Here is a 22,852-nt window from a genome sequence, read left to right on the forward strand (position 1 = left end):
GGGGAATCCTGCCTGTTTTCGTATTCAATCCGTTTTTATAATTATACTTTAATTGCTCCTTTTTTTTGAGCAATTTTCGAACTTTTGAGCAATTTGTTAAAAAAATATTCTAACAAATAAATAAACATACTATCAACCATTTACATAAATAACTAATCATGGGAGTTTCACATATTGAACACATTGGAATTGCAGTAAACAGCTTAGAAGAAGCCATACCATATTACGAAAAAGTATTAGGCCTAAAATGCTATGCTGTTGAAGAGGTTGCTGACCAAAAGGTAAAAACAGCCTTTTTTAAAGTTGGTGACACTAAAATTGAATTATTAGAATCAACCGACCCCGAAGGACCAATTGGTAAATTCATCGAGAAAAAAGGACAAGGAATCCATCACTTGGCTTTTGCTGTCGACAACATTAATGAGTCACTAAAGCAAGCAGAAGAAGACGGTATCCGCCTGATCGACAAAACCCCAAGAAAAGGAGCCGAAGGGTTGAACATTGGTTTCTTACATCCAAAATCAACACTTGGCGTACTAACTGAATTCTGCAGCGATAAATAACCAAAAATCATTTATTATATATACAATGAGCAATCAAGATAAAATCAACAAATTAATTGAATTACGTGCAGAGGCCAAATTAGGTGGCGGCATCAAACGAATTGAAGCCCAACATGCCAAAGGCAAATTTACCGCACGTGAACGCATCGAAATGCTACTTGACGAAGGTAGTTTCGAAGAGTTTGACATGTTTGTCACTCACCGTTGTACCAACTTTGGTTTGGAGAAAACCAAATTTATGGGCGATGGTGTTGTTACCGGTCACGGAACAATCGACGGTCGTGTAATTTACGTTTTCTCACAGGATTTTACCGTATTTGGTGGATCCCTGTCTGAAACCTTTGCACAAAAAATCTGCAAAGTTATGGATATGGCTATGAAAGCAGGTGCTCCGGTTATTGGAATCAACGATAGCGGTGGTGCACGTATTCAGGAAGGTGTGACTAGCTTGGCTGGTTATGCCGAAATCTTTGAACGCAACATCCTGGCATCAGGTGTTATTCCTCAAATTTCAGCCATTTTTGGTCCTTGCGCCGGTGGAGCTGTATATTCCCCTGCCCTAACTGACTTTATCATGATGACCGAGGAAAACTCGTACATGTTTGTAACCGGTCCGAAAGTTGTTAAAACTGTTACCGGAGAGGATATTTCAGTTGCAGATTTAGGTGGCGGTAAGGTTCATGCATCAAAATCAGGAGTTTCTCATTTCTTAGTTGAAAATGAAGAAGAAGGACTTTTGGTCATCCGCAAACTATTGTCGTACCTTCCTCAAAATAATCTGGAAGATGCACCAATTACCGACTGCGACGACCCAATTGACCGGTTGGAAGATTCTTTGAATGAAATTATTCCAGACAATCCAAACCAGCCTTACGATGTAAAAGAGGTGATTCACTCGTTAGCCGACTATGGCGAATTTTTAGAAGTACACCGGAACTATGCCAAAAATATCATTGTTGGATTCGCTAAATTCGACGGACAATCCGTTGGTATTGTTGCCAACCAACCGAACTACCTAGCCGGAGTTCTCGATATTGAAGCATCACGTAAAGCTGCTCGATTTGTTCGCTTTCTGGATGCCTTCAACATTCCAATCGTCACGCTGGTTGACGTTCCTGGATTTTTACCCGGAAGCAAACAAGAATATGGTGGTATCATTACACACGGAGCAAAATTAATGTTTGCTTACGGCGAGGCAACTGTGCCAAAGATCACTATTACTTTGCGTAAGTCATACGGTGGAGCACACGATGTAATGTCGTGTAAACAATTGCGTGGCGACTTAAACTATGCATGGCCATCAGCTGAAATTGCAGTAATGGGAGCTGCCGGTGCTGTTGAAGTATTGCAAGGACGTAAGCTTTCTTCAATCGAGGATCCTGAAGAACGTGCTAAGTTCATTGCTGAACACGAAGCAGAATACAAAGAAAAGTTTGCAAATCCATACCAAGCTGCATCATACGGCTATATTGACGATGTCATTGAACCTCGTAACACTCGTATTCGTATTATTCGTGGCCTGCAAAGCTTAGCAACTAAAAAGCTTGTCAATCCACCTAAAAAACATTCAAACATTCCATTATAATCAAACTAGTCTATGAATAATCTTTTAATCATATTGGCTTCTCAAATGGATTTCGGATGGACCGTTGCCCTTGTTGGGTTCTTTATCGTGTTCTTCGCTTTAACCTTGCTCGTGATTGTTTTTCTGAGGCTTCCAAAGCTGATCAACATGAAGTTCAAAAAGAAAGAACCTAAGAAGAAAGCCCCCCATTGCGAAGACACAGAAGGAGAATGCCACATTGAAGGAAATGTGACTGCCGCGATAGGTATGGCACTGCACCTTTACTTTATAAACCAACACGACGAAGAAAGTAACATTGTAACCATCAAAAAGGTTAAGAAAGCTTATTCCCCGTGGAGTTCAAAAATTTACAGTGTGACCAATAACTGGCCGCGATAACAGTTTTATTGCATAATTTTTAGAAAATGAAAAAATATAAATTTACCATAAGCGGCGATGAATACGATGTTCATATCAAAGATATTGAAGAAAACATTGCCACAATTGAAGTAAACGGTACAAAATACCAGGTTGAAATTAAGGGTGAGGTGAAGTCCTCTAAAACCCCTAAACTTGTTCGTAAACCGATTATTCAACAACCTGGCGAAGGCCAAATCAAAAAGCAACAATCCAGCGGAGGAACGGCCGTAAAAGCGCCACTTCCGGGGACCATTTTTAAAATGCTAGTTGCTGTTGGCGACGAAGTGAAAGAAGGTCAAAACCTACTCATCATGGAGGCCATGAAAATGGAAAACCAGGTACTTGCTGAGAAATCTGGCCAAGTAACAGCCGTCAAAGTTAAAGAAGGAGATGCTGTGCTACAGGATGATGTATTAATTGAAATTAGCTAAAAAAATCTGCTGGTAATGAAAAAACTATTATTAATAATAGCTGCGTTGCTGTTGATTTTACCCTCATTTACAAGGGCTGATGAAAGCAGTAATTTAGCTGAAAAAATAACCGATGGGAAATGGATTAACCGAAGCGACGGTTATGTCGCTTCGCCCACATTCAACCCTGAGGTAGACAAGAAGGAAGATTTTGAAACGGCTAAACGTTACAAAACACTTTCTTTTTCGGAGAACAACACGTTTGTGATGGACTCCCTAAAACAACGTTATTCGGGTAAATGGAAAATAGAAGATGATAAAGTCATATTAGGTTTCTATCCAAAAACAGTTACCCACCTGTATAAAAACATGAATCCGAATAGCCAATCCAATGACTATGTCTCAAAGGACGAATTATTGGAGCTTGGCACTCGTGAACTTAGCTTGAAAGATGGTAAATTGACCGGTGACGGATACGTGTACAAAAACTATTCAGGAGCAGTTTCCGGATTGTTTAACTTTTACGAATTTTCCGGTTTTGCAAACGTCTCGTGGAAACACATTCTGATGATGTTCATCGGCTTTGTATTCTTGTTTTTGGCTATCAAATACGATTTTGAACCACTGTTGTTGGTGCCAATCGGCTTTGGAATTCTGATCGGAAACATTCCAATGTTTCAGGCCGTTGACTTCAACCTGAAATTAGGAATTTACGAGCCGGGATCTGTTATGAATATCCTTTATCAAGGAGTTGTGCAAGGTTGGTATCCTCCATTAATTTTCTTGGGAATTGGTGCCATGACCGACTTCTCCTCGTTAATTTCGAATCCGAAATTGATGTTATTGGGAGCAGCAGCCCAGATTGGTATCTTCTTAACATTCCTTGGAGCACTTTGGATGGGATTTGCGCCACCTGAAGCTGGTGCGATTGGTATTATCGGTGGTGCTGACGGCCCAACGGCGATCTTCATTTCATCGAAACTAGCCAACGGACTGAATGTGATGGCCAATGGTGAAACGGTGAAAAACCTCATTGGTCCAATTGCAATTGCAGCCTACTCATACATGGCTTTAGTTCCAGTTATTCAACCTCCGGTTATCAGACTTTTAACGAGCAAAAGAGAACGCCTCATCCGCATGAAACCTCCAAGAGCGGTTTCTAAGCTAGAGAAAATTTTGTTCCCGGTTGTTGGATTGATTTTGACGGCCTATATCGCACCGTCAGCGCTACCTCTTTTAGGTATGTTGTTCTTTGGTAACTTACTGAAAGAGTCAACCGTTACTAAACGCTTGGCTGACACAGCAAACTTTGCCTTAATTAATACCATTACTATTTTGCTTGGTATTACGGTAGGAGCATCTACACAAGCTGACGTATTTTTAACCCCTTCGTCAATCAAGATTTTCTTGCTTGGTGCAGCGTCTTTTGTTATCGCAACAGCTGGTGGTGTCATCAGTGCTAAAATTATGAACTTGTTCTTCAAAAAAGACAATAAAATCAACCCGATGATTGGTGCAGCGGGAGTGTCAGCGGTGCCCGATAGCGCGCGTGTAGTGCAAACCATGGGATTGAAAGAAGATCCAACAAACCACTTGCTAATGCATGCTATGGCTCCGAACGTTTCGGGAGTAATTGGCTCTGCTATTGGTGCAGGTATCTTACTAAGTTTCTTGATGTAAAACAAACAAGACTATAATTCAAAAGGTTGTCCTCGCTTGAGGACAACCTTTTTTTTGTATTATTGCATAACTATAAACCAATTCGAACTAAGCCATGAAAAAAATATTTCTCCTGATGGTTCTCTGCATTACTCTGTTTTCAGGATATGCTCAACCCAGTAAAAATTTCCCTCCAAAAACCTTGAACGTGCTTGTATTCTATAAAACCGAAGGCTGGCACCATCAATCTATTTCAAGTGGCATTAAAATGTTTGATGAACTGGCACTACAGGAAGGTTGGAGCTTAACTGCCACCGAAAATGCGAATCTGTTCACAATGGATTTTCTGGTTAATTTTGACGTGGTTGTTTTCCTGAATCCGACAGGGGACGTTTTAAGTCCAAATCAACAAAAAGCTTTCGAAACATTTATGAAAACAGGTAAAGGTTTTGTTGGCATTCATGCTGCCTCCGACTGTGAATATGAATGGGATTGGTTTGGAAAACTATGCGGTGCTTATTTTTTAACACATCCACCTGCGCAAGAAGGAAAAGTTATCATTGAAGATCACAATCATCCGACCATGAAAGTTTTTGAAGGAATGGACAGCTATACAACTGTCGACGAATGGTATAGTTTTAAAGAAAACCCACGCGAAAAGGTACACGTTCTTGCCCGTCTTGACGAATCGAGTATTAAAAAAACGAAAAATGACGATTGGAAAATGGGAGATCATCCACTAATTTGGTGGCAAGAGTTTGACGGCATCCGTTCGTTTTACTCGGTTTTTGGGCACACGAACGAATCCTTTCAAAATCAAAAAGTGAGAGATCACTATTCGGCTGCTGTAAACTGGGCCGGAAAAAACGAGTAGATGTAGTCGGAAAAATAAGAAGTAACAAGGTTTTTACTTCTTCCCAAACGGAGAAAACCGATATTGAAAACTAAATTGGATGTCGGGCGCATTATTAACCGAAAACAGATCTTCACCGCAATAAATATTAAACTCGTGCCCATTTTTATGAAATCCGAATATGAAATACGTTTTTAACGAAAAATAATATAAAGCTGCTGGTGTTAATTTCGACAAATAAAACTCCTGCGAAATCGGCTCACCTTCCCATACATCACCTTCCCTCAATACATCAATACCAATTTCATGGTATCCGGTCTGATCCCAGGTAAAATAGTAGCCTTTCAGCAAAGGGTCCTGATAATTTACAGCCAGACCAATTACAGTCGTATTCTTCTTTTTCGACATCAGATTGAGTCCGAAAAAAGTACGTCCATGCTTGCGATACCTCCAATCGATTACACGGACATCACTCCCCATCTTTGCAAACAGCTGATCGGTTATTCCTCCATCTAAAGCATAAGTAAACGAACTTTGTTCTCCTAAAGGGAAATCCATTCTGAAGCCGGCAGAAATACCTGGAATTAGGTATGGATGTACGTGATTAAAAGGAATAGACAAATGCCCTCCCAGTTGTGAATCAAAATGAAAATTGGAACTTTTTAGCGTGAAAAGCTGACGGTAATAGTGTGCATCAACCACACTTGTGAAAAAATCACCTTTATTTTTTCGAAAAGTATTTCCCTCCTCATCTGTATATTGAATAGAAGCCCGGTTAAACGGATAAAGCCTTCGTCCGTAGTTATCCTCAACAGCAAAGTTTGAGTGAAAAGTTTCGATAAAATTATCACTAACCAAATAGTTCAAAATTGACTTCCCACCAACCAACTGATGCAGATTTAAATTAACAATCAAACTGTGTTTTGATGTCCAGGTATTCAAATAAGTCAGCTTTAAATGTTGAATGACCCCATCTGAGTGAAAAGCTTTGTCTCTGGTTTCAATTCGCATTACTTCGAAATATTCAGGACGAACAGTCATCGGAATTTCAGTAAGCTCTTCTCGCTGATCAACAGTCAAATGTTGTGGATACAGAAAACGTGCCCTCGGATGCCACGTATTTGCCATAGTATAACTAACTGAGAGCTGGTGTTTTTTAGGATCTGCATCTGGAAAATAAAATGGCAAATCGAGCGAATAAATGCCTATTGCACTTTCTGGATTTATTTCGGGATAGAAAAAAGGGACTTGAAGAAGGTCAGTAAAATCGTCATTATTTTGCGCAAATGACTGAGCAAAAAAACAGGTCAATAAAAATACCAGAATAAAAAAACACTCCCTCATTTTTAAATTTTCAACAAATGCCCAACTAAAATAGAATTTAAGAGGGAAAGCGGCAACCTACTTTGGTTATTTAAATTTATTTAACAGATATTTTTGAAAAGAACGTGTTGACTTTTTTATTTGAGTCAGCATCAAAAAAGATGGTCTTCGTGATTTATAATTCCAATTTTTTTAACAATTTTGAGAAGATGGGAACAAGAAAGATTTACCAAAACGACCACGTCGTTCAAAGTTGGGAAGAACTGTGCGAAGAAGTTTACCATGATTCATGGAAACCCCGGTTGAGCCGGTACCGCTCCGACTATGCTTTTCGCGGGTTGTCAGATGCCAGCTACGAACTTAAAAATAGTTTCCTGCGTAACTGCGGTGTACGATCGGAATTAGAATATCACCTACTCCGTAACTTCAGAAAATACAGTATCTCAAAAGATGCACAATTAAGTGCATCGTTCTGGAGATCACTTGTTATGGCTCAACATCATGGGCTCCCTACCCGCCTGTTGGACTGGACTTATTCGCCATTTGTAGCAATGCACTTTGCAACATCAAATACCGAGAAGTTTGATATTGACGGGGTAATATGGAAAGTAGATTTTGTGAAAGCCAATAAGTTGGTTTCGGAGCCTCTAAACCAACTGCTATGCGACGAAAAGTGTAATGCTTTTACCGTAGAAATGCTTGAGGAAAACATTGTTTCATTGAGCGATTTTGACAAGAAATTAGGCAAAGATCAGGTTATATTTTTTGAGCCACCATCTCTGGATCAGCGGATTGTTAACCAATATGCCTTTTTTAGTGTAATGACCCAACCAACAACCACACTTGATGAATGGCTCGTTAAACATCCGGGGCTTTACCGCAGGATTATTATTCCGAAAGAACTGAAGTGGGAGGTTCGCGATAAACTTGATCAGGCTAATATTACTGAGCGCGTACTGTTTCCGGGACTGGATGGATTGGCCAGATGGCTAAAACGCCATTACCAGCCAATTGTGGGAGATCCTTTCAATTCGGAAGAATTCGAATAAAACCTGCTACCGGGACTTCCAATTGAATTAAGTTTTTACGTTTTACCTTTAAATTATTTTGCTCAAGTAGCTCTCCTAAGTGATTATAGATCTCATACCTATAAACGCGACCTTCTTCATTCACTAAAAATTCGACTTGGGCTGTTTCTTTTGAGTTTATGACATCAATGGGGCGATCAACAGCCAGCGGCAAACTCAGCGTGTAATCGCCGTACAGCGCATAAATAATCTTCTCATCGCCTTTCACCTTAATAACAGGATACATGTTTGCAACCTTCTGAGGCTCAAAGTCTGACTCCATCAAGACTTCGTGGTTCTCTTTCCAGTAGTTTAACCAAAACCGAATGGTTTGTTTGGCATCATTTGGCAAGGTGGTGGTAAAAAACGACAAGTGTGGATTTCCAAACATAATGGATTGAAATTTCCGTGCAATATCTTCACTGTTATCACGTGGATGAATTCCCATAATCTCCATAAATGGAGTATATCGTCCATACAAGATGCGATTATTGACCATCTTTTCCCGTATCAGTTTCGTACCGTCGACACCAACGAAACCAACTATAAAATTTCGGTCATGATTCTGATCCGGCCCAACTGGATTAAACTCCTGCCCCATAAAAACATTCGGATTAATGGATTGTAACCGAGATACCATTCCTGCCATCAAACTGTCAACCGCCAATTGAACATCCGTAAAGTCACGTCCCAAATCCTCGCTCACAATAATCGGTTCATCCGGATAAAAGTTACTGATAAAATCAAACCAAACCCCATCAAATAACCAATCCTTGTAGAAGTTATAATAAGTGCTCACCAAGTGGTTGCGAACATCCAGATAGCGTGGATCCAAAACATATATTTGTTGTGGATCTTTATATCGAAGGTATTTCCCTTCAAATTTCTTCGTAATCACCGGATTGCCGCCCATAAATGGTAATGAATACCACAAATAAAGCTTCATGTCCATTGCATTACTTTTCTCGATCAAGAGCTTCAAGTTTTTTAAGTCAGCCTTTTCGTAATCGTAAACGGTATCTACTTTTAGTTTCACGAGCGAGCGCCAACTATCATCAATTAAAATTGATTTGAAACCAAAAGTTTTAAGTGAATCCAGCTCGCGGGAAATATTCTCCAACGGAATACCACGATACATTGGATACCAGGTTGAATAAACAGGAGCTACACTTCTGTTCGATTTTAAAGCGGCATACTTAAAAACTTTTTGGAACCGCCACTTTGAAGCTTCGTAAACAGCCTGTGAAAAATGAATATTTCTAAAATCGATCAGTATTTGCGTAACGTAATCCTGCGTACTTGATCGTGGAGGATTATCTTCAAAAAAAGTGATTCCAAACTCTAAGGTATCATTTTGTTCTTTCACAAATGTAGTCGCAAACCTCGAATCGAATCGATCGCTGCAAGTAAACGTTATTTGATTCTGATCATTAAGTGTCAAGCCGGAAATAATGGAAAAGTCAGCTGTAGCACGGTCATACGATGGCAACGAAAAATAAGACTTGTTTGACCAGGTTTGAGAGTTCCACAGTTGATTAATTTTATTCTTGGGGAATTTAAAAGTCATTGAGAAATCAGGTAGTTGGCTCGGCGCAGAGGAATGAAGAGCAAAATATACCTGATAACGGCTCATTGATATCTGCTCAACACTAATTGTAGGCCTAAATGGCCTCAAACTTCCTTCAATCGTAATATCACTTTCATCAAAATGATACTCGTTTTGCCCTTGAACTGTATTCGCAAATGCAAAAAAAGCCAATATCATAAAAATCAAGGTTCTATTTCTACGTCTACCAACAGTTATATCGTCCACGAAAAGAATTATTTATATGAAAATTGCCCTACTAAAATTAAAAGGTCTAAATTAACTGATATGCTTATAAAAGCAAACATTTTACACCATCTGTTTGGCATAATTTTTAAAACTTAAATACACAAAATTCAAATTTGATGATTCATTCAGCTTTTTCGATAGACTTATTTTAAACTGGTATATCTTTGATACGCGGCATCCCAGTCCAAATCAGAGCCAGGAGTAAATTCTTCCACTTCAAAAGAATGCTTTACAACTGTGCGCATCTCTGCTAATGATTGCAATGCTCCCATTGCCTTGGCTTGCAATAGAATATTTCCGGTAGCTGTTGCTTCTGTTGGTCCGGCAACCACCTTTAGCTTTGTAGCATCAGCTGTTAGTTGATTTAAAAAGCGATTATTGGCGCCTCCTCCAATGATGTGTATCTTCTCAATAAGTTCTTCGCTTACGGAAAGAATTTGTTCCAGTGTAAATCGGTATTTCAAAGCCAGACTATCATACACACAACGAATAATTTGAGCATGGTTTTCGGGTTTACCCTGGCCCGTTTTTGCACAGTATTCTATAATTGCCTCAGGCATCTTCTTCGGATTCAAAAAGCATGAATCGTCAGGGTTAATCAAATATTTAAATGGTTCAGAACCTGACGCAAGTTTCACCATTTCATCCCACGTGTAGTTCTTCATATCGAGCCAGGCACGCCGACATTCCTGGATGAGCCACATGCCCATAATATTTTTTAAAAAGCGAGTTGTTCCTTCCACTCCCCCTTCGTTCGTGTAGTTCATTTCCAGTGTCTTTGACGACACCAAAGGTTTCTCACTTTCAATCCCCATCAGCGACCAGGTACCTGAACTGATATAGGCATAGTTTTTATCATCAGCCGGCACCGAAGCAATAGCAGAGGCAGTGTCATGTCCGGCTACAGCAATCACCGGCACTTCTGTGCTTCCTGTTTCTTGCGCCACATCTGGTTTTATTTTTCCAATTTGGGTACCGGGCTTCACTAGATTGGCTAAAATTGAAGTCGGGATTCCTGCTTTCTCTATTAATCCGGTTTGCCATTTCATTTCACCCGGAACAACCATCTGACTGGTACTTGCAATGGTATATTCAGCAACAGCTTCACCAGAAAAAAGATAGTTCAGCGCATCAGGCATAAACAAAATTTTATCGGTGATCTCAAGCAATGACGATTGATCCTGAATCATAGAAAAAAGCTGAAATAAACTATTAAATTGCATAAACTGGATGCCGGTTTGCTCGTATACTTCTTCTTTTGGAATTTTAGCAAACAATTCATCCATGGAAGTATCTGTCCGCGAATCGCGATAAGCAAACGGAAGCGAAATGATCATTCCTTCTTTGTTCAGATGCACAAAATCAACTCCCCAGGTATCAACTCCAATAGAATCCGGTTGAACACCAAATTCCTGAATACATTTTTTTAAGCCTGTTTTTAACTCATTAAACAAGCTGAAGATGTTCCAAAAGAAATGTCCATTGATGTATTGCATCTGATTATCAAAGCGGTGAACCTCTGTCAGTTTCAGTTTTCCTTGTTCCAAAGTGCCTAAAATTGCTCTTCCGCTTGATGCTCCCAGATCGAAAGCCAGAAAGTTATTGTGTTGCATAAGTTTGTTTGTTAGTCGGTTAATTTCAGTTTCAATCAAATTAAGTAAGAATAATGAGATTGGCTATCCTGTTCAATCCTGACAACCATCAATCAAATTTTATCAAGATGCCAGTTTTGCCAGCTTTACAACAGTATTGTAATTTCGGGTAGTAATTTCTTTCCCAAATTCCCTATCCAAAAGTTTCATGACCTCCGTTGTTTTTATTTTGCTCGTATCACTCATCCAAAACACAGAATGATCAGTAACTTGAAGAATCCTGAAAGAACCATCTTCGTTTTGAAACGGAATACTTAACGAGGTTTTCAACTCAGCCTGCGAAAAAGTGACATTGCATTTGATCGTTGAAGCCGTTTCAACGTCCTTAAATGGCTGATTTTCTACAATGGCCTTAATGTAATCGAAAGGAAACACGATGGTAGGTATCGAAAAACCAAAAGCTTCTTCAATAATACTCTGAACTAAACGAATTCGCTCTTCCTCACTTTCAAAAACGACATTTCCCGAAGCCAAAAGCGTTTTTACATTATGGTATCCATTTCGCGTTAAAACATCTTTCAATTGGTTCATAGGAACTTTTTTGTTCCCTCCTACATTAATACCACGCATAAAAACAACATATTTTTTCATCAGTACAAAACTAATCCCCCACTATTCTTCGGGTTGGGAGTAAAACTGTTTGTTGGCAAAGTTGATAAATTGTTCCCAGTCATAAGGAGTAATATCGTGCTTCCCGGTCCGAATATGGTAACCCACAGTTTCCGAAACCGGGGTATTCGGTGCAGGCATTTCGGTTACGGGCAAACCTCTCTTATCGTAAAGTTCGTATACTTTTCCGGCTTCCAGTGTCGACAAAAATTCACCTTTCGGATCTGACCACAAATCGGCCGTAGCGCTGGTTACATAGAGCGGCCGAGGGGCGATCATTCCTAAAAGCATGTGTTGGTCTATTGGTAGTTTATCTTCGTGCCCGGAATACTTATTCAGGTTTTCACAAAACCAGTGTGGAAAATGATAAGTAATAATCCCAATTGTTTCTCCAATGCGACGACGAGACAATGCTGCTCCCATACAACCGGAATTATTGGAGATACACATCGCAAAACGTTGATCTAATGCAGCAGCCCAAACAGCTGCTTTTCCCATACGCGAAAAACCAAAAACCATTACCTTGGTCGAATCAATATCTTGATCAGTTGTAAAATAATCCATCGCTTTTGACAGTCCCCAAGCCCAGGCAGAGATACTTCCCCATTCGTCATATCCCGGACGAAATTGCCCCAGCTGATACGAAAATGGATGAATGCCATCCTGAAAGTTATCCCGGTCAGGATCAATATCGCCGCAATATATTGTTGCCACACCATATCCGGCTTCGATCATCTTTTTAACCGGCCATTTATCGGTGGCTACTCCTCTGGATTGCTCGGTAACCTGATTGTGAACGATTCCCCAAGATGGATTATCGGGCACCCAGGACTCAGTCAGCCGAATGTTCGGATCGTAAGAAATTGTATGGTTTCCGCTGAAGTTATAACCAACAAAAACAGGAGCCTTTACTGAATCCTTTGGTGTATAGATCAATATCTCTGCACTCAATTCGCGATCGTCTTTTTTAAAGATTATTTCCACTTGCTTACGCTTGGCTAGCCCGTCAAAAAAAACACCATTTTCTTCATGGACAATCACGTCGGAAATATCAATTTCCTCTGGAATATTTCCATATATTTCGTGTTTAAATATTTCCAATAACTCCGGACGACGTTTCTTCTCCCAACGCTTTACGTTTTTAACTTTTCGACCAGATTCAGTAATCAGCAATTTTGGCAATTTATAATCAGGAATCTCACTTTCGTCGTAATTAACATCGGTTTGCTGTCCGAACAAATTAAAACTAATTATAAAGGAAAGTGAGAGAACAAGGTATCTCATAGCAAATTCTGTTTTTTTTCATGAAGTTTTAGCTATCTCAAAAATAGCGTTTTCTTTTAAATCGGACGAATAACAAACTATTCTTTATAATAGTATTAATGGTGCAAATCCAATCATTTTTGCTTGTTAACTTTTTCCGATTCTATTGCCTTAAACAATCCTGCAGCCTCATCAATTATTGTGAAAAACATCAGTAAGTTTACTCTCTTTAATTTTCTGAAAGGGTAGTTTCTCCTGCTGCGCTATTTTAATATCTTTTTCTTTGTTCTTCAACCTGGCATTAGCAGTTTCAGAAATCAGTGACCAAGCCATAATCAGACTGGTAAAAATAATTACAACCAACAACGCACCACTTTCGAGCTCAGGCACTTTAAAATCTTCAGGAATAGCAAAGAACAACAAAATTGAGATTAAACCTCGTGGTGCTAAAAACACTTGCGGAAATATGTCCTTTCGTTCTACTGCAAAAAACATGACATACCGAATCAGGTAAAGAATAACTAAAAACAAGCCACTCATGATCCAAACTTCCCAATTCACCAATGTATTAAGCGACAAGCTGATTCCAAATACGACAAAGAAAAAGGTTCGCACTAAAAAGGAACTTTCAATCGTGATCATTTTAAAATTCTCGAACAAACCATCAATAGCCTCATCATCTAACCATCGTTCTAATTTTCCCCACAGTAGTACTTTATGATTGCGAAGTAATAAACCAAACATGAGAATAATTAGCAAAGAAGACAAATGGAACAGTTTTGCAACGGCATAAAGTAAAACCAAAACAGCCAAAAACAAGAAAAACTTAGCCTCTGTTTTTATGTTTTGAATAATATACGTTAAGGCATAACTTAAAACAACCGAGATAATAAGCGTAAGGAAAATATTACTTCCGAGAGCAATTGCAACTTCTCCGGCACCACTTGCATCCACATTTTCAATTAAAAAATAGAAAAACATAATACCAAGAATATCAGAAAATGTACTCTCGTAAATCATGAATTCCCGCTTGTCCTTTGATAAATTAGACACACTTGGAATAATAATCGCACTGCTCATTATCGAAAAAGGAATGGCGTAAATCAATGCAGAAATGAAATCCAGGTTTTGAATGAATAATTGGGTTACAAAAGCGATTAATACACTGGAAAATCCGAGAGAAACAAACGCGATAACAAATGATTTCCAAATAATTGGCCATTTATCTCTCTTCAATTCCAAGTCAAGCGCCGCTTCCAGTACAATCATAATCAAACCTACGATACCTAACACCTCGAGGGTATTAAAATATTGAGGCTCAATCCCGAAATAGAGCAATACTTGTTGAATTCCAACTCCTAGAAGGATGAGCATTAGCACGCTCGGCAAATTGGTTCTTTTAGCTATTAAACTAAAGAAGAATGAAATAATAACAACAACACACAAGCTAATTACAAATAAGTAAGCACTCATTCACTAAATTTTATTTTAGCCGAATATAACAATTAGCCTGAAATATGCCTGAACAAAGTAAGCTAAACTGATCCTAGTTCTGCTAGTTTTTCGAGATCACAAGTATACTCTACTTAAGATCAAGGTCCTACTTCTTACTTTTAAATTCCGCTTGCATATATTGTTTATACAACCTGGAGATCGATTGAGGTTCTCCGATAATAGTCAATATGTCATTCTTATTTAGCAAGGTATTTCCATGGGGTGCAAACGAGAGCCCATCTCGTTCAACCAGTGCAACAAGAACATTTTCCGGGAAAACTACGTCCTTTAAATACCTACCAATCAATTCTGATTGAACTGTGTTTCTCAATAATTGAACTGTGATGTAACGTTCATTGTGCAACAAGTATTCCTTGATACTCCGATCATTATCTTTATTCAAGAGTTCTTTCACAAAATCTTCGCGTTCTACAATGTCGATTAACCGAGCTAACATGCGCAATTGAAGTCTGGGTTCACCTTCAGGATTGGCAAGGAAGAAAAATATTTTGATATTATCTTCTGATTGAATTCCTGATTTTGCCACTGGTTTAGGTATGCCTTTTTCGAAGAGTATTACATGAAGCAACGGCTTTTTTATCCGGCTGTTTTTTGCATGTAAGATTGCAACTTCAGGTTTAATCAATGAGGAGTCAAAGGCTGATAGCGCATGGAAGTCATCAATAAGCTCCTTTTTAGAAACAACGAGTTGAAAAGAAAGCCAGCCAGCCACCTGAACAACCAGTTCTTCAAAAGTCATGTTCTCCTGCTTAATTTTAGTAATCTTGGAGTTAATGATTAATTCATCAAAAGGATCTCCCTGTCTTAATCCTTTTTCTTTTAATATTGTCATAAATTCATTTTCAAGCTCGACATGTTGGTGCTGTCCTAAAAGTGCGAACCAGTGATAAATCGCTCCCTCACGCTTTACATTTTTCTTGGCATAATAATAAAACCACATTGAAGCCAATAAAATAATAACAAAACTGAACAGAATAGCTCCCCATCCCATAAATACAATTAAAACCAGAGAGATAAGCATACCTGCAATTTGCATCCAGGGATACAGCGGAGAATTGAATCCCGGATCATAGGAACTTATTTTACTACTTCGAAAAACTATCACTGCAAAATTTATAAGTAAAAAGATAATGAGGTTGAATGTGCTGGCTAGTTTAGCAATTCCTTCTTCTGATAAAACAAGAATGAAGATGACAATTAATGCGGTGGTCATTACGATAGAAACCACGGGAGTTCCTTTCTTTCCAACTTTCGAAAATAAGGCAGGAAACAACTTGTCTCTTCCCATTGCAAATGGATAACGAGAAGAAGACAGTAAGCCTGCATTACCGGTGGAAGCAAAAGCAGCCATAGCTGCACCGATCATCAGATAGGTTCCCAAATCTCCTGGTAACCATGTAAATAATACTTTTACAGCACTTGCTGCAGGTGCCAAATCAACTGCGAACTCATCGGGATGGATCAACGAAACCATGATAAAGACTCCGAGAAAGTATATGAGCGAAGTAACGATCAGTGATAAAGCCATGCCCAGTGGGATATTCTTTTCCGGATTTTTGATTTCTTCAGCGACACTTGCAATTTTTGTTAATCCTAGATAAGAAACAAAAACAAAGCCAGCCGCTGTAATCAGTCCTTCAAAACCATTGGTGAAAAAAGGATTAAAATGAGTGTTGATCGAAGGTTTATCCACGCCAACAGTGAAAAATATTCGATAAAGACCGTCAAAAACGAAAGTTCCTAAAACAACCAACAAAAAGACAACTAAAAAGCTCTGCATTCGCGAGGTTTTTTTAGCACCAATTAGATTCAATGCCATAAAGAAAAAAGTAGCTGCCACCGCAATCGTTTTAACAGGGACATCCCAAAAAATAGCGGCGTAAGCACCTATTCCAACAATCGCAAAAGCTGTTTTAAAAACCAAGGCGAAATAGGTACCTAAACCTCCAATGGTACCCATTAATGGACCTAAACTCCGATCAAGGAAAAAATAAGCTCCTCCTGACCGGGGAAGCGCTGTTGAAATTTCAGCAATACTAAACATCGCCGGAAGAATTAGTAATCCGGCAAACAGGTAAGCGACAAAAACAGATGGTCCGGTATACTGAGACGCTAACCCCGGCAACAAAAAAAATCCTGAGCTAAACATTGCTCCTGTGCTAATTGAAAACACATCAAATAATCCAAGCTCCTTTTTTAGTTTTTCAGTTTTTTTCATAGTTCACCGTTGAAAAATTGAATTAGACAAGAAAATCGAACTGATTAGAACACGACTGTCTTTCATACCCAAATAAATTAGATCACTAAAATACAACTATCATGAATAACAGATAGGAGAATAAAAGTATTGAAGCTGATCTCAAAAAATCAATCAGAAAAAGAATGTTGACAAACCAATGTCAATATAATGGAATCGCTATTTAACTATAGATGAGACACCTTTGCTCAACATGAAAATTGAAACGGCACAATGATGTGTTATTGTTAAAATTGTAAATATTTCTAAATTATCCCTTCGGATATCTGGGCTGATATTTTTGGGCTACAACTTCTTCCCGAGCTACTCTCAGGGCATTTTTTGCCAATGCTTCTAATTCATCTTCACCTGGATAAACGAATACCTCGGCAATGAATTGTACTTTTTTGCGAATGTAATCTGTTAAATAATTATTGTAAGCAACACCACCGGTTAGCAAAATGGCATCCACAACGCCGTCAAAAACAACAGCCATTTGTCCAATTGATTTTGCTATTTGGTAGGCCATAGCGTCCTGAATCAACTTTGCCTGCGCATCTCCCCGACCAGCAAGCTCCTCAACTTCTTTCGCATTGTTGGTTTTTAAATAAGCGACATAGCCACCTTCTCCAACCACCATGCGACGAACTTCGTCCTTAGTCATGTTACTATCGAAACACCAGTCGATTACCTGGCCGGTTGGTAATCCCCCACTTCTCTCCGGGCTAAACGGGCCATCTCCATCCAAGCCGTTATTAACGTCCACAACGCGTCCTTTTTGGTGTGCTCCAACGGAAATACCTCCTCCCAGATGAGCAACAATCAGGTTCATATCTTCATATATTTCACCTTGTTTTTTAGCATGAAAACGAGCTGTTGCTTTCTGATTCAGCGCATGAAAGATTGATCTCTTCTCGAAATTTGGATGACCTGTAATTCGAGCAATATCGCTTATTTCATCAGTAACCACCGGATCGGCAATAAAAGCCTGAGCTCCGGGTATTTGGTTGGCTATGTAATCAGCAATCAAAGGCCCCAGGTTGCTGGCGTGCTGGCCGTAAACTCCCTGGCTGGCATGCAATAGCATTTCGTTGTTTACCAAATAAACGCCTGATTCCAGAGGATAGGTCAAACCACCTCGACCAATAATATATTTGATGCGATCCACCTCAAAACCTTCTTCCACCAGAGAATCAATAATCATCCCCTTACGATAATCAAATTGTTGCAATATGTTTGTGTAACGAGACAAGTCATCGATCGAATGACGTAATGTCTTATTCAACTTGCATTCTTCGTTAAAATACACAGCAAACTTAGTTGATGTCGACCCCGGATTAATGGCTAATATTCGGTATTCATCCATAGTTCTAATTACTCAATAATACAGCTAACACAATCGAGTTTAACTTTGTTTGCGTGTCATCTCCCCGCGATGATAAAACAATGGGAACTTTTGCACCGAAAACCACGGCGGCCTGGTTGGCATGACAAAGCTTAGTGTTGGTTTTATAAAAAACATTTCCTGAATCGATGTTCGGGAAAAGCAAACAGTCCGCATCTCCGGCACAAAGGGAAGTGATTTTTTTAATTTTTGCCGATTCTGAATCCAAAGCTACGTCAAGTGCCATGGGACCATCAACTATACCTCCGTAAAAAAAGCCACTCTCTCCTCTAATTTTCAATTTAGCAGCGTCTGCACACGATGGAATTGACTCAATCACTTGCTCTGTCGGTGCAATTATAGCCACTTTCGGTTCATCTATTCCCAGTTTCTGACCAACTTCAATTAGATACCTGATCATCACTTCTTTTTGTTTCAGACTGGGAAATGGAATAATCGCCACATCACTAGCCAAAAGCAGTTTATGATAATTGGGATTTTCTAACAAAGTGATGTGTGTTATTAGATCTCCCGAATTAACCAGCCCCAGCTCCTTATTCAAAATCGCCCGCATATATTTATCGGTATTTATCAACCCCTTCATCAAAATATCTGCTTTCCCTTTTCGTACCATTTCAACAGCTTTCCGCACTGCATCCTCATCATCTGGAGCATCAATAATTTGCAACTCGCCGATGACGATATCCAGTCTTTTGCAGGCATCCTCTATTCGCTCACGATCTCCCGTTAGTGCAATTCTGACAATACCCAGCTGATGAGCTTTCCAGGCAGATTCAATGCTGTGTTCATCAATCCCATTAGCAACGACAATCGTTTTAATCGATTTCTTATTTTTAGCTAATTGATACAGATCTGATAAATGTTTTACACTCATAACAGTACTTTATGGACTTGAAAATTACGATAAAAATGATTGAAAATACAGAACAAAAGTCAATCTAAAAAATATTATAAAACCCCATAAAACAAAAACATCCGACACATAAATGCATCGGATGTTAATTGTAAAATATATTGTACTTTGAAGTTTCAGATTTCGGTAATATCAAATGTAAAACTTACACTTTGGCATGGCTCAATACTTTTTTCTCAGTATCAAGGGCAATCATTAATTCTTCATTGGTTGGAACAACGATAACCGTAACCGGAGAATCATCAGTACTGATAACCCCCTCACCGCGGAATCCGTTATTTTTCTCTGGATCAATCTTGATTCCCAAGGCTTCCAAATCCCCGGCAACTCCTTTACGTGTGGTATCCGCGTTCTCCCCAATTCCACCAGTAAAAATCAACACATCTAATCCGCCCATACCAGCCATGTATGAACCGATATATTTTTTAACACGGTAATCGTAAATTTCTAAAGCGATTCTGGCTCGTTCGTTCCCTTCTTCGGCAGCTTCTTCAATTTCTCTCATATCAGAAGATACTCCTGATAATCCAAGCATGCCACTGTGCTTATTAAACAGCGTATTGGCCGATTTCAATCCAAGTTCTTCCTTTTCCATGATGTAAGTTGCGACACCAATATCCAAATCACCGGAACGGGTTCCCATAATTAATCCTTCAAGAGGTGTAAACCCCATGGAGGTGTCGTATGACTTGCCGTCTTTAATGGCGGCAACAGAAGCTCCATTACCCAAGTGACAAGAAATAATCTTCTGACTTTCGTAATCACGTCCCAGAAGATCACATGCACGTTTTGTAACATAGCGATGGCTGGTTCCGTGAAAACCATAACGGCGAATGCTATATTTTTCGTACAGCACATGCGGAATACCGTACATGTATGATTTAGGCTCCATGGTTTGGTGAAAAGCAGTATCGAAAACACCAACCTGGGGAATCCCGGGAATTAGCTCTTCCATAGCCTCTATACCTTTTAAGTTTGGCGGATTATGCAAAGGCGCTAAATCAGTACATTTCACAAGGGCATCGATAACTTCATTAGTTATCAATTCACTGTCATGGAAATACTCACCACCATGAACAACACGATGTCCAACAGCATCAATTTCTTCCAGACTTTCCAAACAACCATACTTTTGGCTGGTCAAAATTCCCAGAATGTATTCGATACCACTTTTGTGATCCAGAATTTCCCCTTCAAACATTATTTTACGTCCGTCAGCATGATTGTGCTTCAAAAATGAACCTTTCATGCCTATTTTTTCTACTCCTCCTTTTGCAATAACCGATTGGTCATCCATACTGAAGAGCTGATATTTTATTGAACTGCTACCGCAGTTTAAAACCAGAATTTTCATGTGTATATTTTTTCAATTTAACGAGGTGCAATTTTCGTATTAAGCTGTTCTCTTTTTTTTGATTTAGGAGACCAACGCATGAAGCTCCCTAATAATCGTTCTCCTGTTTGATCAAAGTTTTGAGATTGATTATTAACAATTATTGGCTGAACCTTTAATCCGATTACCATCCTCATCATACTCATAAAATCCTTTTCCTGAAGCTATACCCAACTGTTTGGCCCGAACAAGGCGTTTAATGTAAGGAGATGGTTTGTAATGAACATCGCCAAATTCACTGTAGATATTTTCCATCCAGCGAACAATTTTATCCAATCCCATTTTATCAGCTACTTCAAAAGGCCCTAATCTCATTCCAAGACCTATTTTCATTGTTGCATCAATGTCTTCCATATTCGCAACACCTTCCAACAAGATTTCACAAGCTTCGTTTAACAAGACAACAAAGAGACGAACACTGACCAATCCAGCTGATTCTTCGACAGGTACAATTTTACGATTGATAAGTTTAACAAACTTGCAAACTTTATCATATGCATCTTCTGATGTATAAAGCCCTTTTACAACCTCCATGATACGGGCTTCGCGAGACGAAACCAGAAAGTGCAGACTTACACAACGGTCTTTGTGTTTCATTTCAGAAGAAAGCTCGGTTATAACGATAGTCGTTGAGTTTGTACCGATAATACAATCACGATGCACGACTTTTTCAATCTTCTTGAAAATCTTTTTACGCTCTTTGATTTTTCCACCGCGGTCAACAGCACGAATGGCTTCAACCACGAAATCGCATCCTGCAAGATCTTTATAATCTAACGATCCTTTGATCCTTGCCAGGATTGCTCTTTTTTCACCTTCGGTTAATCCCCAATGCTCGATACGATTGTCAAGGATTTTACCGATATTTTTGTATGCTTCCCGTACCTTTTCTTCGCTGACTTCGATGAAGACAACTTCAATACCGTAGAAACTCGCTACACGGGCAATATTCTGTCCGACAAGTCCACATCCAACAATACCAATTTTAGAAAACAGCGACTTTGATACCTTTTTCTTTATTAAACCAAATTCTTCAATTGGTTCATGTATTAATTCACTAGCCATTTTAACTTTTACTAAATTTATTTGAACATTGCAGCAGCCTGGTTAGAGGTAATTGCCACCATATTTACGATATCGCTCACCGAACAACCTCTCGACAGATCATTAATCGGAGCTGCCATTCCCTGTAATACAGGACCAATAGCTTCTGCTTGCGACAAACGTTGTACTAATTTATAACCAATATTTGCTGCTTCAAGTCCTGGGAAAACCAATACGTTTGCACGACCAGCAACTTCACTGTCCGGAGCTTTTAACTTGGCAACCTCTGGTATAAGCGCTGCGTCCAACTGCAATTCACCATCGATTTTTAACTCGCCATCTAGCTCCTTAGCTATTCTTGTGGCATTTACCACCTTGTCAACACGTTCGTGCTTCGCACTTCCTTTAGTCGAGAAGCTCAGCATGGCCACCCGAGGTTCCATGCCAACAAGAGCTTTTGCGGTACCAGCAGTGGTCACCGCAATTTCGGCTAACTGTCGTTCATCAGGATCGGGCATTACTGCGCAATCGGCAAAAACTAAAATTCCATCATGCCCAAAATGAGGATCGTTTACAAACATCAGGAAAGCACCGGAAACAACACTCACTCCCGGCAATGTTTTTACAAACTGGAAAGCCGGACGGAGGACGTCACCTGTTGCATTTATTGCACCGGCTATTTCTCCATCTGCATCACCACTTTTAATCATCAACGGAGCAAACACCAACGGGTCGTTCAACATTTCCAATGCTTGTTCCTTAGTCAATCCTTTTGATTTTCTGATTTCAACCATCAAGTCAGCATAGGCTGACCGACGTTCGTCAGTCTTCGGATCAATCAGTACAGCACCTTTAATATTGACTCCCAGGTCTTCGGCTGCCTGCATAATCTCTCCCGGATTTCCCAATAAAGTAATCCGGGCAATATTTTCATTTAAGATGATTTCTGTGGCTCTCAGAGTCCGGGGTTCTAATCCTTCTGGAAGAACAATACGCTTTTGATAACTTTGGGCGTTCTTAATAACACGTTCAAGTAGTTTCATCTGAAAGTTTAAGATTTTTAACTTTTGAGTAAAATATTCAAATACAAAAGTAAGGAAAATTACCAGTTGATATCCCCAATGTGTGC

The 22,852-nt window shown here is 39.3% G+C and carries 19 protein-coding genes; 7 read left to right on the forward strand and 12 right to left on the reverse strand.

Annotation, left to right across the window (positions count from 1 at the left end; genetic code table 11):
* The first annotated feature begins 158 nt into the window (after nt 1-158).
* The 6 genes from mce to GR929_RS20265 all read left to right on the forward strand — a co-directional run bounded on the left by mce (nt 159) and on the right by GR929_RS20265 (nt 5,490).
* On the forward strand, nt 159-563 hold the full coding sequence (gene mce / locus GR929_RS20240; RefSeq protein ID WP_159523345.1) for a methylmalonyl-CoA epimerase: 405 nt from the start codon (nt 159-161) through the stop codon (nt 561-563).
* 25 nt (nt 564-588) lie between these two features.
* The gene (locus tag GR929_RS20245) at nt 589-2,148 is read left to right on the forward strand and encodes an acyl-CoA carboxylase subunit beta (RefSeq protein WP_159523347.1); all 1,560 of its coding nucleotides are present in this window, start codon (nt 589-591) and stop codon (nt 2,146-2,148) included.
* Nucleotides 2,149-2,160: 12 nt separating this feature from the next.
* Nucleotides 2,161-2,526, forward strand: a complete 366-nt coding sequence (locus GR929_RS20250) for an OadG family protein (RefSeq protein ID WP_235934529.1) — start codon at nt 2,161-2,163, stop codon at nt 2,524-2,526.
* Between the two features lie 26 nt (nt 2,527-2,552).
* Nucleotides 2,553-2,978: a biotin/lipoyl-containing protein gene (locus GR929_RS20255; RefSeq protein WP_159523349.1), complete on the forward strand. Its 426-nt coding sequence runs from the start codon at nt 2,553-2,555 to the stop codon at nt 2,976-2,978.
* Between the two features lie 15 nt (nt 2,979-2,993).
* The gene (locus GR929_RS20260) at nt 2,994-4,637 is read left to right on the forward strand and encodes a sodium ion-translocating decarboxylase subunit beta (protein ID WP_235934531.1); all 1,644 of its coding nucleotides are present in this window, start codon (nt 2,994-2,996) and stop codon (nt 4,635-4,637) included.
* Nucleotides 4,638-4,731: 94 nt separating this feature from the next.
* Nucleotides 4,732-5,490, forward strand: a complete 759-nt coding sequence (locus GR929_RS20265; RefSeq protein WP_159523351.1) for a ThuA domain-containing protein — start codon at nt 4,732-4,734, stop codon at nt 5,488-5,490.
* A 33-nt stretch (nt 5,491-5,523) separates the two neighbouring features.
* On the opposite strand, the gene GR929_RS20270 is transcribed toward GR929_RS20265, so the two are convergent.
* A complete protein-coding gene (locus GR929_RS20270; protein WP_159523353.1) occupies nt 5,524-6,813 on the reverse strand; it encodes a hypothetical protein in 1,290 nt (429 codons plus the stop codon).
* Nucleotides 6,814-7,001: 188 nt separating this feature from the next.
* Between GR929_RS20270 and GR929_RS20275 the strand changes: the two genes are divergently transcribed.
* Nucleotides 7,002-7,841 carry an FRG domain-containing protein gene (locus GR929_RS20275; RefSeq protein WP_159523355.1) on the forward strand — a complete coding sequence of 280 codons (840 nt, stop codon included), beginning with the start codon at nt 7,002-7,004 and terminating at the stop codon, nt 7,839-7,841.
* Here the strand turns inward: GR929_RS20275 and GR929_RS20280 are convergent.
* The 11 genes from GR929_RS20280 to pta all read right to left on the reverse strand — a co-directional run bounded on the left by GR929_RS20280 (nt 7,819) and on the right by pta (nt 22,766).
* Nucleotides 7,819-9,672, reverse strand: a complete 1,854-nt coding sequence (locus GR929_RS20280) for an alpha-amylase family protein (RefSeq protein WP_159523357.1) — start codon at nt 9,670-9,672, stop codon at nt 7,819-7,821. The genes GR929_RS20275 and GR929_RS20280 overlap by 23 nt on opposite strands.
* 164 nt (nt 9,673-9,836) lie before the next feature.
* Nucleotides 9,837-11,306, reverse strand: a complete 1,470-nt coding sequence (gene rhaB / locus GR929_RS20285) for a rhamnulokinase (protein ID WP_159523359.1) — start codon at nt 11,304-11,306, stop codon at nt 9,837-9,839.
* Nucleotides 11,307-11,408: 102 nt separating this feature from the next.
* Nucleotides 11,409-11,936: a DUF1697 domain-containing protein gene (locus GR929_RS20290; RefSeq protein ID WP_159523361.1), complete on the reverse strand. Its 528-nt coding sequence runs from the start codon at nt 11,934-11,936 to the stop codon at nt 11,409-11,411.
* A gap of 21 nt (nt 11,937-11,957) precedes the next feature.
* On the reverse strand, nt 11,958-13,238 hold the full coding sequence (locus GR929_RS20295) for a glucuronyl esterase domain-containing protein (RefSeq protein ID WP_201301074.1): 1,281 nt from the start codon (nt 13,236-13,238) through the stop codon (nt 11,958-11,960).
* A gap of 171 nt (nt 13,239-13,409) precedes the next feature.
* Complete coding sequence (locus tag GR929_RS20300; RefSeq protein ID WP_159523363.1) at nt 13,410-14,690, reverse strand: cation:proton antiporter domain-containing protein; 1,281 nt, start codon at nt 14,688-14,690, stop codon at nt 13,410-13,412.
* 127 nt (nt 14,691-14,817) lie between these two features.
* On the reverse strand, nt 14,818-16,950 hold the full coding sequence (locus GR929_RS20305; RefSeq protein WP_159523365.1) for an amino acid permease: 2,133 nt from the start codon (nt 16,948-16,950) through the stop codon (nt 14,818-14,820).
* Nucleotides 16,951-17,239: 289 nt separating this feature from the next.
* Nucleotides 17,240-18,334 carry a butyrate kinase gene (gene buk / locus GR929_RS20310; protein WP_159523367.1) on the reverse strand — a complete coding sequence of 365 codons (1,095 nt, stop codon included), beginning with the start codon at nt 18,332-18,334 and terminating at the stop codon, nt 17,240-17,242.
* A 4-nt stretch (nt 18,335-18,338) separates the two neighbouring features.
* Nucleotides 18,339-19,247 carry a phosphate acyltransferase gene (locus tag GR929_RS20315; protein ID WP_159523369.1) on the reverse strand — a complete coding sequence of 303 codons (909 nt, stop codon included), beginning with the start codon at nt 19,245-19,247 and terminating at the stop codon, nt 18,339-18,341.
* A gap of 184 nt (nt 19,248-19,431) precedes the next feature.
* On the reverse strand, nt 19,432-20,640 hold the full coding sequence (locus GR929_RS20320; RefSeq protein ID WP_159523371.1) for an acetate/propionate family kinase: 1,209 nt from the start codon (nt 20,638-20,640) through the stop codon (nt 19,432-19,434).
* A gap of 132 nt (nt 20,641-20,772) precedes the next feature.
* On the reverse strand, nt 20,773-21,744 hold the full coding sequence (locus tag GR929_RS20325) for a 3-hydroxyacyl-CoA dehydrogenase family protein (RefSeq protein ID WP_159523373.1): 972 nt from the start codon (nt 21,742-21,744) through the stop codon (nt 20,773-20,775).
* Nucleotides 21,745-21,761: 17 nt separating this feature from the next.
* Entirely contained in the window at nt 21,762-22,766 is a 1,005-nt protein-coding gene (gene pta, locus GR929_RS20330; protein ID WP_159523375.1) for a phosphate acetyltransferase, read from the reverse strand.
* Nucleotides 22,767-22,852: the final 86 nt, after the last annotated feature.

This window comes from Sunxiuqinia indica (assembly GCF_009847015.1).
Lineage (GTDB): Bacteria > Bacteroidota > Bacteroidia > Bacteroidales > Prolixibacteraceae > Sunxiuqinia > Sunxiuqinia indica.

Bases quoted from the DNA above. Each gene is read 5' to 3' on its own strand.
- GR929_RS20320 (WP_159523371.1), bottom strand. From the start codon at position 20,640: ATGAAAATTCTGGTTTTAAACTGCGGTAGCAGTTCAATAAAATATCAG.
- GR929_RS20250 (WP_235934529.1), top strand. From the start codon at position 2,161: ATGAATAATCTTTTAATCATATTGGCTTCTCAAATGGATTTCGGATGG.
- GR929_RS20270 (WP_159523353.1), bottom strand. From the start codon at position 6,813: ATGAGGGAGTGTTTTTTTATTCTGGTATTTTTATTGACCTGTTTTTTT.
- GR929_RS20275 (WP_159523355.1), top strand. From the start codon at position 7,002: ATGGGAACAAGAAAGATTTACCAAAACGACCACGTCGTTCAAAGTTGG.
- GR929_RS20245 (WP_159523347.1), top strand. From the start codon at position 589: ATGAGCAATCAAGATAAAATCAACAAATTAATTGAATTACGTGCAGAG.
- GR929_RS20295 (WP_201301074.1), bottom strand. From the start codon at position 13,238: ATGAGATACCTTGTTCTCTCACTTTCCTTTATAATTAGTTTTAATTTG.
- buk (WP_159523367.1), bottom strand. From the start codon at position 18,334: ATGGATGAATACCGAATATTAGCCATTAATCCGGGGTCGACATCAACT.
- GR929_RS20315 (WP_159523369.1), bottom strand. From the start codon at position 19,247: ATGAGTGTAAAACATTTATCAGATCTGTATCAATTAGCTAAAAATAAG.
- GR929_RS20265 (WP_159523351.1), top strand. From the start codon at position 4,732: ATGAAAAAAATATTTCTCCTGATGGTTCTCTGCATTACTCTGTTTTCA.
- GR929_RS20305 (WP_159523365.1), bottom strand. From the start codon at position 16,950: ATGAAAAAAACTGAAAAACTAAAAAAGGAGCTTGGATTATTTGATGTG.
- mce (WP_159523345.1), top strand. From the start codon at position 159: ATGGGAGTTTCACATATTGAACACATTGGAATTGCAGTAAACAGCTTA.
- GR929_RS20290 (WP_159523361.1), bottom strand. From the start codon at position 11,936: ATGAAAAAATATGTTGTTTTTATGCGTGGTATTAATGTAGGAGGGAAC.
- GR929_RS20255 (WP_159523349.1), top strand. From the start codon at position 2,553: ATGAAAAAATATAAATTTACCATAAGCGGCGATGAATACGATGTTCAT.
- GR929_RS20325 (WP_159523373.1), bottom strand. From the start codon at position 21,744: ATGGCTAGTGAATTAATACATGAACCAATTGAAGAATTTGGTTTAATA.
- rhaB (WP_159523359.1), bottom strand. From the start codon at position 11,306: ATGCAACACAATAACTTTCTGGCTTTCGATCTGGGAGCATCAAGCGGA.
- GR929_RS20260 (WP_235934531.1), top strand. From the start codon at position 2,994: ATGAAAAAACTATTATTAATAATAGCTGCGTTGCTGTTGATTTTACCC.
- GR929_RS20300 (WP_159523363.1), bottom strand. From the start codon at position 14,690: ATGAGTGCTTACTTATTTGTAATTAGCTTGTGTGTTGTTGTTATTATT.
- pta (WP_159523375.1), bottom strand. From the start codon at position 22,766: ATGAAACTACTTGAACGTGTTATTAAGAACGCCCAAAGTTATCAAAAG.